Source organism: Maribacter thermophilus, assembly GCF_001020565.1.
Classification (GTDB): Bacteria; Bacteroidota; Bacteroidia; order Flavobacteriales; family Flavobacteriaceae; genus Maribacter; species Maribacter thermophilus.
In genome coordinates, this window is record NZ_LDAS01000001.1 from 464,297 (window position 1) to 479,481 (window position 15,185).

The window sequence follows — 15,185 nt, forward strand, 5'->3', positions numbered from 1 at the left end:
TTCATTTTAGGACAATGTCTTGTTTTTTGGAGATACCTGCTACAACCGTCTCAATAGTGTATTTACCAGCATCATAAAATTCTATGGGTAGTTCGAACGTTGCCTCTCCTAATCTAGAAGTTTCTTTTAATAAGGCAACAAATTCACCCTGTTGGTCATATATTGTTAAAGAAATAGGAACGCCATCGGGTACGATTTGGTCCATAAAACTTTGAATGTTTTCTATCGCTATAAGTCGATGGTCATTAGCAAGGGTTATTTGGTAGCCTTTAATGGCAGCTTTAAAAGGAACAGATATAGGTTTGCTTTGGGCTGCTCCTGTAACATATGCTTTTACCTTCCATTCGGTTGCCTCGTATGGGTGTATAAAACGGGCCTTTGCTATACCGTTTAAAGTGGTGCCACTTGCGGTTAACCGAATATTCTTAGTATTGGTTGCTACAAAGTTGACCAAGGTGCCGTCGCTAACTATATTGCTATATACGTCTTTAATGATATCGGAGGAGAAGGTTATTGTTTGGTTTCCGTCCGCATAATCATGGTTGCGCGCATATGTTATATTAAAATCGACCGCATTGCCTGGGTATACAATGCTTGTCAGTTCTTTTGAATTACTGCCGTTACAGTTGGCGGTGACCAATATGCGACCAGCTTGTTGTGGGGCGTATATATTTTTCCATCCCATTAGGTTTTTCATTGTAACGCTATTGGAAGATATATTATTTTTAAATTGATAGGTACTGGTAATTTTTGTGCCATCGGACAAAGGATTGTCATAAGCATCCGTAGGAGCTATAACGTGCATAGAAAAATCAGAAGGTACGGCGGTAATGCTTCTTGGGCCCAAATAAGATTCTATGTAGGTGCCATTATTGGGGTTGGGGAGTATATTGAAGCTTCCCTTTGCCTTAATTTGTGCGTTTTCGGTCAATGTCCAATGACACAATCCCGCTTTTTGGGTGATATGTTTCGGTATATCAAAGATGAACATATTCTCTTCTTTGGTAGCCTTGAGTACGGTAGTGCCCAAACTGTTTTCTATGATCAAGGCTGCAAGCTCGTTGGTAGCGTCCTTGAACTTTAATTGAATAGGGTCACCGGCAACATTTAATTTTTTAAAGGGTAGAACTGTGGGGTTGGAAGTAATAATTTGTGAACTGTCCATTTCTTTCTTGCATCCTACAATAAGGACGAACAAAACAAGTATGTAACCGTAGTTTTTCAAATTATCTTGGATTTCCGATATAACCGTTCGTTTCAATTTTAATAAACTCATATCCCACTCCAGAATATGGTTGCAACTGTTCTTTGGCATGTTCATGTTCGCGATCGGGAAATGCCTTTTCAGATATGGATTTGTTAGGGAGACCGTTCACGAAACAGTTTTCTAAACTGCTGTTTATCAATTCTAGGTCATTCAATTCTTTAGGTTTAAAATCGAAATATTGTTTACGTTGTATACGTACCCCTTCTGTTAAAAAGTGGTGGTCTAGCCATATTAACTCTTTATTGGTATTGTAGTACGATATCAATAGTTGAGGTATTGTAACCTCTTGTATACCTGCATTATACAAAGACCCCGTAATTTGTTCGGTGTTTAATTCCAAATCTTGCAAGGTAATTTCTTTATAAAGGTCGGTATTGGCCACGTTACCTGCACATTGAATGTTGAACCTCGTAGGCTGTTCCTTAAAATTCATCGGGGTAAATTGGTCGGGATCAAAGGTAGGGGGCAAAGTATCTTTGGTAGATGACCATGCGATACCCTCAAAATCTATTCTAAAAGTGGTCGTTTCTTTGGGCATCAGTTTGTGCTTTAATTGGTACTTACCATTGTAAGTGGCCAGTTCCACATTATTGTCGTTGTATAAACTGGCCTTTATGACCACATCCGATGGTACATTGTCTACATTTTGTAATTCTCCGATTATACTGTAACTACCGTTATGTTTTACCAGCTTTGCGGTTAAAATCTCTAGTACGGGCTGTTTTAAAACATCTTCATGATTGGTCTGTTGGGTCGTAATACGGCGTCTACCATGATTAAAAAAAGCGGTCGTATTAGAAGAAATCAATTGGTCTGGCGGTAGATCGTTGTCAAAAGTAGAAGGGGCTATATACCATTTGCCGTTATGTTTCAATAAATCATGTTCGTATAATTTATCTATTTTCTCCAAAGGGGTTACCCATTGGGTAAATACTTTGGCCCTGGCACTGGTCTGGGTCTCATCTACGATTTCTACACCGATGGAATCCAGTTTTGCATACGAGCTAAGTATACCGTCGGTGACCGACACCTCTAGCATATATTGTGAAATATCTACGCCGCTATCGGGGTCCAAATAAGAATGGGCTCTTTTAAATTCTTTAAAATCCAGTGCATCATAGTAAGATACGATTACATTTTTTGGTGCTATCTGTGTAGCATTGGTCAGGTAAAATTGATATACTCCAAAACCCAGTACCATAAGTAATAATAGGGCCCAAATGTGGTTTATGTTCACTAGACCTTTAGAGAATTTGGTGTACTTTATTTCATAATTCATAAACACACCTTGGGGCAAGGGGCGCGATTTTAGAATTCGGTACCATACCAATTGAATGTTGATTATAAAAGCCAATATTACCGTTAACAGGGGGATAACACTCCACATTATTTTTAATGTCGTGGATACATCTTCCTTTTCTATGATGGCGGGAATAGGGGGTACGTTTAGTTTTTCCCAGACCATAATACCGTTTTCCAATTGCTGCAGTCGTTGCCAACCACAGAAGTAGAGTAGGGGGTCGTAGAATTTGTCATTGGAGAATATGTACTTAAGATTATATTTTTCTGGCACGGTCAAGAATTGTTGTAGTGAGCCTATACCTTGAACACCCCTAAACTTTGAATTCTCTAATCTTTCTATAGGTCGTGTGGTAAGCTCTGGTAATCTTCTTGCGGAGTGATAGTTGCCATCTACCGTCATAGCTTTCGTCTGTGCCGAAAGCCATGCCATTTGGTCACCGAACCCCAAGGGCAGATAGCGCCAATGATCGTGCATATCCTGACTCAGAAAATTAACAATGGGCAGCATATTTATTTTTTGTGGCTGTGATGGCCTAAAATAGTTAAGGCTCATGGTGAATATGACCATGGCCAATATTCCACCGGCCAATAGACCACCAATAATTCTATGGTATACAGCCCCAAAACGCTGCTGAATATGTTCTTTTAAGTCGCCTTCTACCAGTCTGTATACAAATTCACCAAATATGGGCAGCGCCATAATGGTAGCCCATAGGGTAAAACGGTCCAGGGTTAAAATATTAAAGGCGGTTTCGCCCAGAACAGCTAAAGGTATCGGGGTGGTACCACCGGTTCCCAAGATCGTCAATACGGTAAAAGATAATCCGAAGAACAGGTAACGCTTGCTAAAATATCGGTAAAAAATATAAGGAAGAATAAATAGCAATATACCCCAGGGAATTAAAAAGAATACGAGTCCTGATGAGGTAACCTCCAAAAAATTATCCCTTGACCCATGGGGAATGGGAACTTGGGTAATAGGGTTTTTCTTTGAGTTTATCCAGTACGGTAGAATACAGAAAATAAAAAGCATTAGCGAACCAAAACCGAAGCCCACTATACGCCAAAACAATTTTTTGAACTGTACTATGAATACTTTAAAGGTGATAGATTTGGTGCTCGGTATCTGATCTCTACTGGCGTCCATCAACACCATACCAATTAATGGGAATATAAAGAAAACCATTCCGAATATTGGTGTTACATGGTGCGATGTAACGGTTACGGCTATCAAAGACAAGCTGGTGGCGAGGTACCTAAGTTTTCCCGTTTTTATCCACGAGTATATTTCGGGTAAGGAATGCAGTAAGATCGATAGGGCCAAAATACTCGGCAATTGTCCAAAAATATGGAGGGTTTCTATGAAGGTAGACGAGAATACGGCCAAGATAGAGGTGTATCCGGCTATTTTACGGCTACCGGTCATAAGCAACCCATAACGGTAGGTGCCTGTTATAAATAGAATAATGCCGATCATGGCAACGGTAAACATTCCAAATTTGAGTCCGCCTATATACGATAGTGCGGCAATACCTTGGTGAACCAAAGGGGGATAGGCCTGTACCGTAAAGCCGGTATACCATCTATAGTCCCATGGTTCGAACCAACTGTTGGCATAATGGTCTGCAAAAAATAGGTGGATCAATGCGTCGTACGTGGTCTCTAACGTAAAAAAGATGCTGGATCCATGAAAGGCAACTCCTATAAAGAGAGCCAAAATAAGTAAGACGTTCGTCTTTTGCATTGATTGTTAGTTGTAAGAAAATATAACAAAACAAAGATAGCTTTATTGTACATGTGCTTAACAATCAGCCATCGAACTTAAAAAACCATTCGTCTACACAAAAATGCATCCCGTCCGTTCGAGGTAAAAATCGACGTCTAATGCCGGTAGATTTGTAGTAGAATATGTAAAACTTTTTATATCCATTTAAAAAATTGCCCAATGAAAATTTTAGCTATAGAAGACCAAAAACTAATATTACTTTCTGTTGAAAAGCGTTTGACCGAACTAGGATATGAGGTAAGAACAGCTTCTGACGGACAGTCTGGAATAGACCTTTTTGAGGCCTATAAACCAGACCTGGTATTGGTAGATATCAATATGCCAGATATGTCCGGCCTACAGGTAGTAAAGCATATTCGTTTTTTTAAAGAATCAAAAACTCCCATATTGATCATGTCGGGCAATACTACCGAACAGGTAATAATGGACGGTTTTACCTTGGGTATCGACGATTATATGAAAAAGCCCGTTAGTTTGGACGAGATGGTGGCAAGAATTAAACGAATCATTGGTACACCGGAGAATAATAAGAAAAACCTATTGGAACAGCCAGACGCCCAAATGCTACAAAAGAATTGTGTAGGGGTGGTTATACCCTGTTATAATGAAGAGGAAAGGTTGTTAAGTGATGAGTTCAAAGACTTTGCCCATAAAAATCTTGGATATCACCTTTGTTTCGTAAACGATGGTAGTACCGACAATACCTTGGAAGTTCTACAAAAACTACAACAAACGAACCCCGATAATATCAGTATTTACAATTGTGAACAAAATGGAGGAAAGGCAGAAGCCGTAAGGCAAGGGGTACAGCACCTTATAAAGGATGAACAGTTCGATTATATTGGTTTTTTAGATGCAGATCTATCCACAGATTTTAGGGATTTTGATGATCTGGTAAAGACCATTGAAAATTCTGATTTCAAAATAGTTAGTGGCTCAAGAATTGCACGAATGGGTGCCAATATCACAAAAGAGTCGGCCCGGAAAATTATTAGTACTACCATTAACCTTATCATACAGACGATATTGGGCATGCCCTTTAAGGACACGCAATGTGGTGCAAAAGTTATGGATAGGGATATTGCCGTTAAAATGTTCGAACAAAAGTTTATCACCAAGTGGCTCTTTGATGTAGAGATCTTTATGAGAATGAAGCGGTATTATGGTAAGAACGAAGCTATAAAGCTTATCTGTGAACAACCCCTAAAAAGATGGATACATGCAGATGGATCTAAGTTGTCGATGAAAGACTCTGTTAAAATTGTCGGACAATTATTTGAAATAGCGGTTGACTACAGGAAGTGGAGTTTCTAATTAGAGTCTTTCAGTCCGTATTGTACATAGGCGAACCGTTTGCCGTCCGGACTCCACGAAGGAACATTGATGGTGCCTTGCCCACCATAGAATTCATCCGTTAAATCGATTATCTCTTTTGTTTCTATATTTAACAACCTTAATTTTACCTGTTTTCCAAATGGATGACTTTGCCCTTGGTCCTCGATATAGGAAATAATCGTGGCGAATTTATTGTTGGGTGATATATGGGCAAACCAGTTAGAACGGTCGTCAAAGGTCATCTGTTCTAGGTTAGACCCATCAGGGTACATACGCCATATTTGCATGGTTCCTGTTCTGTATGAGTTAAAGTAAATATATTTTCCGTCCGGTGAATATTCCGGGCCATCATCTAGCCCTTCGGCTAAAGTGAGCCGAATCTCTTCACCACCGTCTACATGCATTTTATAGACATCATAATTATCATTTCTTTCGGCACAGTATACGATCCATTTACCATTTGGGGACACGCCGTGCCAATAAGATGGGGACAAGGGAGTTATCTGTATAGGGTCACCTCCGTTTGCGGGCACTCTGTAAATATAGGAGCCACCTTTGCCGTTGGGTTTTCCGCTCGATAAGAACAATGTTCGCCCATCAAAAGAATATCCGTGGTCGTTGTTGGCCTGTTTAATGTTGCCAGTGTTCAAGATACCTAGGTTTTTGCCGTCCAGGTCAATTTTTTCTAGTTGTCCGTTGCTGTTAATTAATAGAAAAGAACCATCGGGCGACCAATTTGGTGCTTCAAAATGCCGGTTCTCTTTCAATATCAATTTGGAAGAAGCTGTTTCTAATGTATAAACATACAAGCTGCTAACCACCTTTTTACCATCAGGTATTTGAGCGGTTAACGACAGGTGAACCAATAAAAAAAGAACTAAGAACCTTTTCATCATTAGTTGGTAACATGTTAGATAATAGGTTTAAGATACTTATAATTTTTTCATATTACCAATGAACCTAGATTTTGAAATACCCGGGTAAGCAGTACTTTACGTGTTAAGTTGCTTCACAAGTTTGTTTAATGGGGCAACTTATCTTTTATGAGTCCGTATAAAAAGGTTCCGACAATAGAGGCCAATATTAAAACAAGAATGGGCACATAACCTGCTCCGACCAAGGTAAACATAGGTCCGGGACAGGCACCTGCCAAGGCCCATCCCAATCCGAAAATAATTCCTCCGATCATATATCGGCTAAAGCTTTTTTCTTTTGGATAAAATTTGATGGTCTCCCCATAGAACGATTTTATGGGAATTCTTTTTATCAATTGTACCATAACTATTCCGATTACCAAGGCAGAACCGATAATGCCGTACATATGAAAAGACTCGAACTTGAACATTTCATAGATTCGGAACCAAGAGGCCGCTTCTGACTTGTACATGGTAATACCGAACACAATGCCTATTAGTAGATAAGATATTGTTCTCATAGCCTTAAAAGATTAATGGGAAAATAATATGTATCATTACCAGGCCACCAATAAAAAAACCGATGACCGCTATTAATGATGGTAACTGCAAATTACTAAGTCCAGAGATGGCATGGCCAGAAGTGCATCCACCGGCATAGCGTGTTCCAAAACCTACCAACAGACCTCCAATGATTAAGACAGATAGGCTTTTGATGTTTGTCATGGCATCCAGGGCAAAAAGTTCGGTGGGCAAATATGCTTTTCCGGCACTTTCGAAACCGAGCTCTTGCAGGTCCGCTATAGTGTTAGGGTTTATATCGACCGAGGCATCGTTGGTTAAAAGAGTAGACGCGATAAAACCACCTATAATGGCACCCAAAACAACAATAAGATTCCATTTTTGTGACTTCCAATCAAACCTAAAGAAATTCACTTTATTTCCTGCCCCGCAAATTGTGCATAAGGTTCTAAGGTTGGAAGACATGCCAAAGTTTTTTCCTACCATAAGAAGTAGAAACATTATCAATGCTATCATAGGGCCCGATACATACCAAGGCCATGGTTCATAGATCCAGTTCATTTAGTTCTTTTTTGATTACAAAGATATGCGCTTACGGCAAGATAACCGATAAAGACGGTAGAAAGGCCATTTGGCAGTTGTGCATCAGGGCATTAAGGCGTAGCCTTTAAGCTCGTAATTTGCCAAGACCATCATTGCCGATAACCCTAATTCTGTATTGGCGTCTAAATCGTCTGCGGTTATGCCCCTAGATGCAGTTGCTTGGGCACATACGTATATTTCAACCCCGTAATCGTGCAACAATTGTAACAACTCGGTATTCGGATTGGCCTTGTTATATTTTTCTTTGTATTTCTGGTCGTTCAATGCGGCAAAGGTAGCACCGCCATGTACGGCCGCTACAATATGAATTTTATCTTGGGGAACACCACCGGTGCCAAGCATATTTATGAGTCGGGCTATTTTAAACAACCCAATGTTCACGCCGTCAAGTTCCCTATCATCCTTTACATCAAAAACTATATTGTACTCTAAAGAGGTATCCGGTTGGGCGGCAACATCTTTGAACTGTTTTATTCTGCCATATCCTTCAATTATCGGTGTGGTCCATTCTTGGGCGTATATCATGCCGTTTATCATGCATAATAAGGCTATTGTAATTACGTTGCGCATATCTAGTTTTGATTAATTGGTTTTTATCAGATAGAGGTAAAGTTAAAGGAATATTGCTATTCCATGCTGTGTTTTCATAAAAGTAAGGGAGAATTGTAAATCTGTGGCCATTATTGTCGTTATTATTAGGTCAAATTTTTAAATTGAACCTAATTTAATTCGCTTAAAAGAAGACAACAATTTGGTTATGGAAGAGATAAGGCTCCTTGCACGTAGGTTATTAGTTCTCTTCATATCAATGTTGGCTTTGATCGTTGTTCTCTTTATTCTATTATTGACCTATAAGCCCTCTAAGAATATACATTCTCCAATAATACCTGAAGATACAAAGGTTGCGGAATGGCGACCCAAAAATGTACTAGCCGAATTAAATAATATGCCTTCGGATGTTAAGATGGGATATTTTTTGGTTGCTGAGACCTCTAATTATATGGGGCCTTCTGCAAAGGATTCTACGATGAGGTTTGCAGGAAACAATTTGGCGTGTACCAATTGTCATTTGCAAAACGGTACACAGGCAGGATCTGCTTCATGGGTAGGGGTTATAGATCGTTTTCCCCAATTTGGCGGACGCGCCAATAAAACAGGAACGATCGAGGAGCGTATAAATGGCTGTATGGAACGCAGTATGAACGGAAAAATGCTTCCAGAAGATTCTGAAGAGATAAAGGCGATCGTTGCCTATATGACATGGTTGGGCGAAGATTTGCCAAAGGATAAGGAAAAGGAGTTTAAAGGGTATGGGGCCCTAAATATCCCTAATAAGGTGGTAGATCTTAAAAAGGGCGAAGAGGTATTTGAAAAAGAGTGCACATTATGTCATGGGGCCGATGGCCAAGGTATTAGATATACAGATGCTTCCAAAGGCTACCAATACCCACCTTTATGGGGAAATGACAGTTATAATGACGGGGCGGGAATGTATAGGGTAATAGCGGCAGCACAGTTTATAAAAAGTAATATGCCCTTTGGACAAGCTACTTGGAAAAATCCAAAATTGACCGACGAGGAAGCCTATAATGTGGCGGGCTATATCAATAGTTTCAGTAGACCCCATAAATCCAATACCGAAGATGATTATCCAGACAAGAAATTAAAGCCCGTTTCTACCCCCTATGGTCCTTGGGCAGATGATTTTTCGGCAGCACAACATAAATATGGTCCGTTTCAACCAATAATGGAATTCTATAAAAAGCAGTATAATATCATTAAAACAAAATAAACTTGATACGAAACTTGTTTTTTCTATGGTGGTTACTGCCCTTTATCGTTTTTTCACAGGCTTCGGAAGAGCCTGTTAGTAAGAGCAAATTATCGGGACAATGGAGAACCTATTATATGACAACCTTTAATAAAAGCAGTTTAAAAGATTTTAATGCGCTTGCCACAGGCGGAAATATTAAATATCGATTTCTACTAAATAAGAAATTTCAATTTGGTGCTGCCTTATATAATTCTACAAATTTGGGAGTTCAAGACCTAACCGTTGCAGATGCCTCGACGGGCAAGATAAGTAGGTACGAAGAAGGTTTGTATGATAGGTTGGATCTTTCTAACGATGCTGTTTTTCTACTAGGGGAGCTGTATGTTAAATACAAATTGCCGAATCATGAATTTACGGTGGGGCGCATGAAAATAAATACCCCTTTGATCAATCCCCAAGATGGAAGAATGATCCCTACTTTGGTTCAAGGGGTATGGTACAAACAGAATGTAAAGAAAGAGTTCTTTTTTCAGGCCGGGGTAGTAAACCGGATTGCCCCACGATCCACAGGTAAGTTCTTTACTATTGGGGAAAGCATCGGAACTTACCCCGTAGGTAGAAATAGAGATGGTAACGATAACGAATATGCCAATAATACAGATTCTGATTTTATAGTATTGCTCAATGCCAATATGAAGGTTTTGAAAGCGGTTCAGATGGATGTTTGGAACTATTACGTTGATAATATATACAATAGTCTATATATTAGACCTAGTTATTCGATAACTCCGAAAATAGTTGTTGATCTTGAATGGTTACACCAGAACAGGGTGGGCAATGGGGGTAATACCATAGAATCGCGTCGTTATTTTGACCAAAATTCCTCGGATATATTCGGGGTGCGATTAAATTATAAATGGAAAAAATCTATGATTTCTATCTCCTATGATAAAATAATGCCGCATGGGCAGTTTATTTCGCCACGCGAATGGGGAAGAGAAGATCTTTTTAGTTTTCAAAAAAGGGAAAGAAGCGAGGGCTCTGCCAATAATGACGCCCTGGTTCTTAATTTCAAGACCAACTTTCTAGTGTGCAAAGACCAAATGGGCCTTACATCCATTTTAAGTGTAGGAAGGCATTGGAAACCAGAGGTGACCAATGCGGATTTAAACAAATATGCCGTGCCCGATTACACCCATATCAATCTGGACCTTTTCTTTAATTTTAAAAGCATAAAGCATTTAAAGCCAGAGCTATTGTTGACTTCAAAGCTTGCAAACGGCGATATCCCCGACAACCCTAATTTTTATATTAATAAGACCGATATGTTTCATATAGATCTTATCTTAAATTACAACTTTTAACAGATTCCTGTAATTTCTAGATACATTAAACGTCTTTGCCTTTCATCATTTTGTTCCAATAAAGATAGGGCAGTCCATATTTCTTGAGCATCCATAATCGCCAATGTTCTTTTGATGAATCTGAAATGAGCATTCGTTTCAATTTAGGGTCGGGAGTAAAGTTATTGTTGTAATCGAACTCCGCGAGTACCATTTTACCATAGTCGGTTACCAACGGACAAGAAGAATAGCCATTATATGACTTGTTGCCCAATTTATGGTGCTTTATCAACAGGTCAATATTGTCCACAACAATAGGTACCTGTTTTCTTATGGCCGCCCCGGTCTTCGCGGTGGGGAGGGCAGCTACATCCCCGAGACCAAAAACATTTGGAAATTTATTGTGTTGCATTGTCTGGTGGTTAACGTCTAACCATCCGGCCTCGTTCACTAAAACGGAGTCTCTGACAAATTTAGGGGCTACCGAAGGGGGGGCGGTGTGTAACATATCGTAATGTATGCCATACCGGTCTCCATCTACCGTTACTTTAACATCTTTATAATTATATTGGAAAGAATCGTCTAGTCGGTCTTCATCGTCTTCTCCAGCCATTACTACACAACCACCTGCCGTGATGTCTTTTCCAAGTTTATACCATGCAATTTGTTTGTCGGCATCTACGGCCACCAATTTATGGTAAAACCTTAGATTAATATCTTTTCTATCAACCACCTGCATTAAAGTTTTGGCGATTTTCTTAACACCGAAAATGACAGTGCCACTCGTGGCGAACACGACTTCCGTTTTTTTGCGGACACCACTTTTTCTAAAGTAGCTTTCGGCCAAATACATTATTTTTTGGGGTGCTCCACCACATTTTATGGGGGTTGTGGGCTGTGTAAAAAGGGCGGTGCCGCCTTTAAAGTTTTTTATAACGTTCCAAGTATGCTTAGGGTTTGTGTAGTTGCTACAGACAACGCCTTTATCCATTGCTTCACCTAAACCTGGCACCAAACTAAAATCATAGGCCAAACCGGGTACTACTACCAAATAGTCATAAGTGATGTCGCCTTTGTTAGCAGTATGTACCAAGTTTTTGTCGGGGTCAAAACCCGTGGCCCTATCCTTGATCCAGGTAGCTCCCTTGGGCATTACAGAAGACATGGGTCTAGCTGTTTTTTCAAAATTATAAGCCCCTGCACCGACCAAGGTCCAAGCGGGTTGATAGTAATGCGTATCTGCCGGTTCGATTATGGCAACATCTTTTGCCTTTTTTTGTTTTATTAGTTGAGATGCGACCATGATGCCGGCCGTACCACCGCCAATAATTAAAATTTGATGATGTGTGCTCATTGTATTAATTTTTTATCAATCTTATAAATTTAGATGTAAAAATTTATTAATACTGTAACTTTTGTTACATAAGCTTTTATTGTGAAAACGGTCTGCCTATGTGTAAATAAGCAGACCGTAGTGCGTTTTATCTTTAAAGAGAATATTACTCTTTGCTTTTATCGGATTTTATACCGAATACCGAATAGAGAGGACAAAAGCCGATAAAACTGGTAAACAAAAATATAGCGGATAGCGCTATGAGTATATTGCCTAATGTTCCGTCGATTATTTTTAAGTAATATAGACTTATTACGACCAAGGCAACGATAATTCTAATGGTGCGGTCGGTACCGCTCATGTTTTTTTTCATAGTAAATGGTTATTTATAAATTCAATCATTATGTTCATTACAGTTACCGCCCCGTATAGTCAGAACAAGTAATTAAAAACAACGTTCTTGTATAGAAAAGATTTTTTAAAGGTAGGTAACTGATATATAGTAGAATATGATAAATGTTAGGAAACCAATCTATTGTTTTTAAGAGTTTTGGATTGTAACAATTGTTACTCTATAATTTAAAGTGAAAGGGTAACTTTGATTTTTAATTTAATTTGAATGAAAGAGTATATAGACGCATTTATAAATGCTTTTTTAGGAACGGTTCAATGGACTTGGAAATCTATTTTGTTTGAGGTGCCCTGGTACACAAATTACTTTTGGGGCCTAATCGCAATTTCGTTGTTCGTATGGTTTTTAGAAATTTTGTTTCCATGGCGTAAAGAACAGGGGGTATTCAGAAAAGATTTTTGGTTGGATGCGTTTTATATGTTCTTCAATTTTTTCTTGTTTGCCATCGTAATTAGCGGGTTTTATAAGGTATTGCAAGTTCTTTTTAACGATATGGGCATTACGGCCAAAAGTTTGTCCATAGTGGATATTTCGGGGTGGCCAATGGGACTTCAGTTATTGGTGTTTTTTATAGTATTGGATTTTGTACAATGGTTTACCCATGTACTTCTACACCGATATCCTGTTCTTTGGAGGTTTCACCAGGTACACCACAGTGTAAAGGAAATGGGTTTTGCTGCCCATTTAAGATATCACTGGATGGAAAACATTCTTTATAAACCCTTAAAGACCTTTGGTGTCATGATTTTAGGTGGGTTTGAACCCGAGCAAGCGTATATTGTTCATTTTATGGCCATTGCCATAGGTCATTTCAACCATTCGAATATCAAGATAACATGGGGGCCATTAAAATATATATTAAATAATCCTGTAATGCACCTGTACCACCATGCCTATGATTTGCCAGAAGGCAATACCCATGGTGTCAATTTCGGAATAAGCCTTAGTTTATGGGATTATATATTTAAAACGAACTATGTACCGGAAGATAGTGGAACTATACAATTAGGATATCCTGGTGACGAGGAATTGCCCAAAGATTTTTTCGGACAACTGGTTTACGGGTTCAGAAAGAACAAAAAGAAATGACCGAGACTAAATAGGTTCCGGTCATTTCTTTGAAAGTTGATAACGACTAGGGTAGGGGGCATTTTTAATATATCCTACCCTTTTGTGATTGTCTTTATAAGGGTTTTACTTTTCAAAAGTAATGGACCAAATTCCGCGCACTTCGTTCGCAGAATACCCAGTGGCCAAATCGTTCGGATACAGTTGTTGCAACGAAGTCATTACCTCTGGTTGTATATCGCTGTTTGGTTTTCCATGGCATTGCAGGCACATGGCATTGGTGATCAACGGAGCGTAAAACTTGACAACATCGCCTTCTTCTTCCACAATAGGACTGTATTCTTTACCTTCGGCAATACTACTTTTAAAATACGCTATATGTTCCAGTTCTTTTGCATTGGCCTTATTATTTGGGTTCCTAGGCTTGTCTGAAACCCTTTTTATAACGGCATGGTGAACCGTAGCCATACTATCGGTAATGGGATAGGCTTGTATATTACAGAACTTTACGGCTCCCAAGGTACCTTTCTCTTGAATGGCCGCAATTAGGTTTTTCCCCAATTGTTTCTGTGTGCTAGTGGCATATTTCATACCTATTTCTTGGTAGTTTACACTATCGCTGTTATCCACATTGCTATCGTGCAGTGTTTGTTGGTCTTCAACGGGCGACTCATCGAGCTGTTTTTTTTCAACGTTTTTACAACTGGCAAGTATCAAAACGATTACGGCTATTTTTAGAATATTTTTCATTATTTCGAAATTTTTCCGGTTGCACAACTTACAAAAGATTTGGCCTTGGTAAAAACCGTGTTTTCGGCATCTACCGATGGGTATCCAATATCTTTTAATCTTTCTTTTACCAATAGGGCATCTTCTGGTTCGTTACAGTCGAACGAAACCACAGAAGAGTTAACATCAACGGTCACATCCGAAATATTGGGTACTGTTGCCAATTTGGTAATGATAGTACTAGCGCATCCGCCACATTTTAAATTTTGAACAATAATGGATGTTTTCATAGTGTATGTTTAAATGCTGTTAATAATCTTATACGTTTAATTGAATGCTACAAAATAGTGGCTTATTGGTTTCTTTGCCAAGCCATATACCCTCCTTTTAAATCTGTTAGAGAGGTAAAACCCATTTTTTCTAACATATACGCAGCTTTTCGGCTTCGGTTGCCTGATCGACAATAAAGATATATAGGTTCCTCTTTATTTAATTTACTAAAGAATTTTTGAAATGCCGTTCTGTTAAAGAAATCAACGTTGACCGCATTTTTTATGTGACCGGAATTATACTCCCCAGAGGTTCGTACATCTACCAATCGTACTTTCTTGTTTTTAATTTCATTTTGAAACTCTTCTGCGTTCAGAATATTGATATTTTCTGACGATTTTGATTTAAAAAGGGATGAAAAAAATGACATATGTATATTATGTTAAGTGAAAAAATAACTTAAAAAAAGAAAACGGCCCAGTTTAAAAAGACCGTTTTCTTCCATAACCAACCAAATAAAAACAATT

15 protein-coding genes are annotated in these 15,185 nt (G+C 38.9%); 4 read left to right on the forward strand and 11 right to left on the reverse strand.

The window, feature by feature from the left end; all coding sequences use genetic code 11:
• Position 1: 1 nt before the first annotated feature.
• Both AB657_RS01895 and AB657_RS01900 read right to left on the reverse strand, forming a co-directional pair.
• The gene (locus AB657_RS01895) at positions 2-1,261 is read right to left on the reverse strand and encodes a hypothetical protein (protein ID WP_198146856.1); all 1,260 of its coding nucleotides are present in this window, start codon (positions 1,259-1,261) and stop codon (positions 2-4) included.
• Positions 1,227-4,313: a membrane protein gene (locus tag AB657_RS01900; protein ID WP_047244951.1), complete on the reverse strand. Its 3,087-nt coding sequence runs from the start codon at positions 4,311-4,313 to the stop codon at positions 1,227-1,229. The genes AB657_RS01895 and AB657_RS01900 overlap by 35 nt, the downstream gene beginning before the upstream one ends.
• A gap of 201 nt (positions 4,314-4,514) precedes the next feature.
• Here AB657_RS01900 and AB657_RS01905 point away from each other — a divergent pair, with 201 nt between their 5' ends.
• A complete protein-coding gene (locus tag AB657_RS01905) occupies positions 4,515-5,669 on the forward strand; it encodes a response regulator (RefSeq protein WP_047244952.1) in 1,155 nt (384 codons plus the stop codon).
• Here AB657_RS01905 and AB657_RS01910 read toward each other — a convergent pair.
• The 4 genes from AB657_RS01910 to AB657_RS01925 form a co-directional block, all read right to left on the reverse strand.
• A complete protein-coding gene (locus AB657_RS01910) occupies positions 5,666-6,586 on the reverse strand; it encodes a TolB family protein (RefSeq protein ID WP_198146857.1) in 921 nt (306 codons plus the stop codon). The two genes, AB657_RS01905 and AB657_RS01910, sit on opposite strands and share 4 nt — an antisense overlap.
• A gap of 125 nt (positions 6,587-6,711) precedes the next feature.
• Positions 6,712-7,125, reverse strand: coding sequence for a DUF6691 family protein (locus tag AB657_RS01915; RefSeq protein ID WP_047244954.1), 414 nt, complete (start codon positions 7,123-7,125; stop codon positions 6,712-6,714).
• Between the two features lie 4 nt (positions 7,126-7,129).
• The gene (locus AB657_RS01920) at positions 7,130-7,687 is read right to left on the reverse strand and encodes a YeeE/YedE family protein (RefSeq protein ID WP_047244955.1); all 558 of its coding nucleotides are present in this window, start codon (positions 7,685-7,687) and stop codon (positions 7,130-7,132) included.
• Between the two features lie 84 nt (positions 7,688-7,771).
• Positions 7,772-8,299, reverse strand: coding sequence for a DsrE family protein (locus AB657_RS01925; protein WP_047244956.1), 528 nt, complete (start codon positions 8,297-8,299; stop codon positions 7,772-7,774).
• A 187-nt stretch (positions 8,300-8,486) separates the two neighbouring features.
• On the opposite strand from AB657_RS01925, the gene AB657_RS01930 reads away from it, so the two are divergent.
• Positions 8,487-9,521, forward strand: a complete 1,035-nt coding sequence (locus AB657_RS01930; RefSeq protein ID WP_047244957.1) for a c-type cytochrome — start codon at positions 8,487-8,489, stop codon at positions 9,519-9,521.
• A 2-nt stretch (positions 9,522-9,523) separates the two neighbouring features.
• Positions 9,524-10,867, forward strand: coding sequence for an OprD family outer membrane porin (locus tag AB657_RS01935; protein ID WP_198146858.1), 1,344 nt, complete (start codon positions 9,524-9,526; stop codon positions 10,865-10,867).
• Between the two features lie 25 nt (positions 10,868-10,892).
• On the opposite strand, the gene AB657_RS01940 is transcribed toward AB657_RS01935, so the two are convergent.
• Positions 10,893-12,200: an NAD(P)/FAD-dependent oxidoreductase gene (locus AB657_RS01940; RefSeq protein WP_047244959.1), complete on the reverse strand. Its 1,308-nt coding sequence runs from the start codon at positions 12,198-12,200 to the stop codon at positions 10,893-10,895.
• Positions 12,201-12,345: 145 nt separating this feature from the next.
• Positions 12,346-12,552, reverse strand: a complete 207-nt coding sequence (locus AB657_RS01945; protein WP_047244960.1) for a YgaP family membrane protein — start codon at positions 12,550-12,552, stop codon at positions 12,346-12,348.
• 246 nt (positions 12,553-12,798) lie between these two features.
• Here AB657_RS01945 and AB657_RS01950 point away from each other — a divergent pair, with 246 nt between their 5' ends.
• Positions 12,799-13,680, forward strand: coding sequence for a sterol desaturase family protein (locus tag AB657_RS01950; RefSeq protein WP_047244961.1), 882 nt, complete (start codon positions 12,799-12,801; stop codon positions 13,678-13,680).
• A gap of 105 nt (positions 13,681-13,785) precedes the next feature.
• Here the strand turns inward: AB657_RS01950 and AB657_RS01955 are convergent, their stop codons facing one another.
• The 3 genes from AB657_RS01955 to AB657_RS01965 form a co-directional block, all read right to left on the reverse strand.
• On the reverse strand, positions 13,786-14,409 hold the full coding sequence (locus AB657_RS01955) for a Tll0287-like domain-containing protein (protein ID WP_052958599.1): 624 nt from the start codon (positions 14,407-14,409) through the stop codon (positions 13,786-13,788).
• The gene (locus AB657_RS01960; protein ID WP_047244962.1) at positions 14,409-14,678 is read right to left on the reverse strand and encodes a heavy-metal-associated domain-containing protein; all 270 of its coding nucleotides are present in this window, start codon (positions 14,676-14,678) and stop codon (positions 14,409-14,411) included. Before AB657_RS01960 ends, AB657_RS01955 begins: the two co-directional genes overlap by 1 nt.
• Positions 14,679-14,740: 62 nt before the next feature.
• Positions 14,741-15,088: a rhodanese-like domain-containing protein gene (locus AB657_RS01965; RefSeq protein WP_047244963.1), complete on the reverse strand. Its 348-nt coding sequence runs from the start codon at positions 15,086-15,088 to the stop codon at positions 14,741-14,743.
• Between the last annotated feature and the right edge of the window lie 97 nt (positions 15,089-15,185).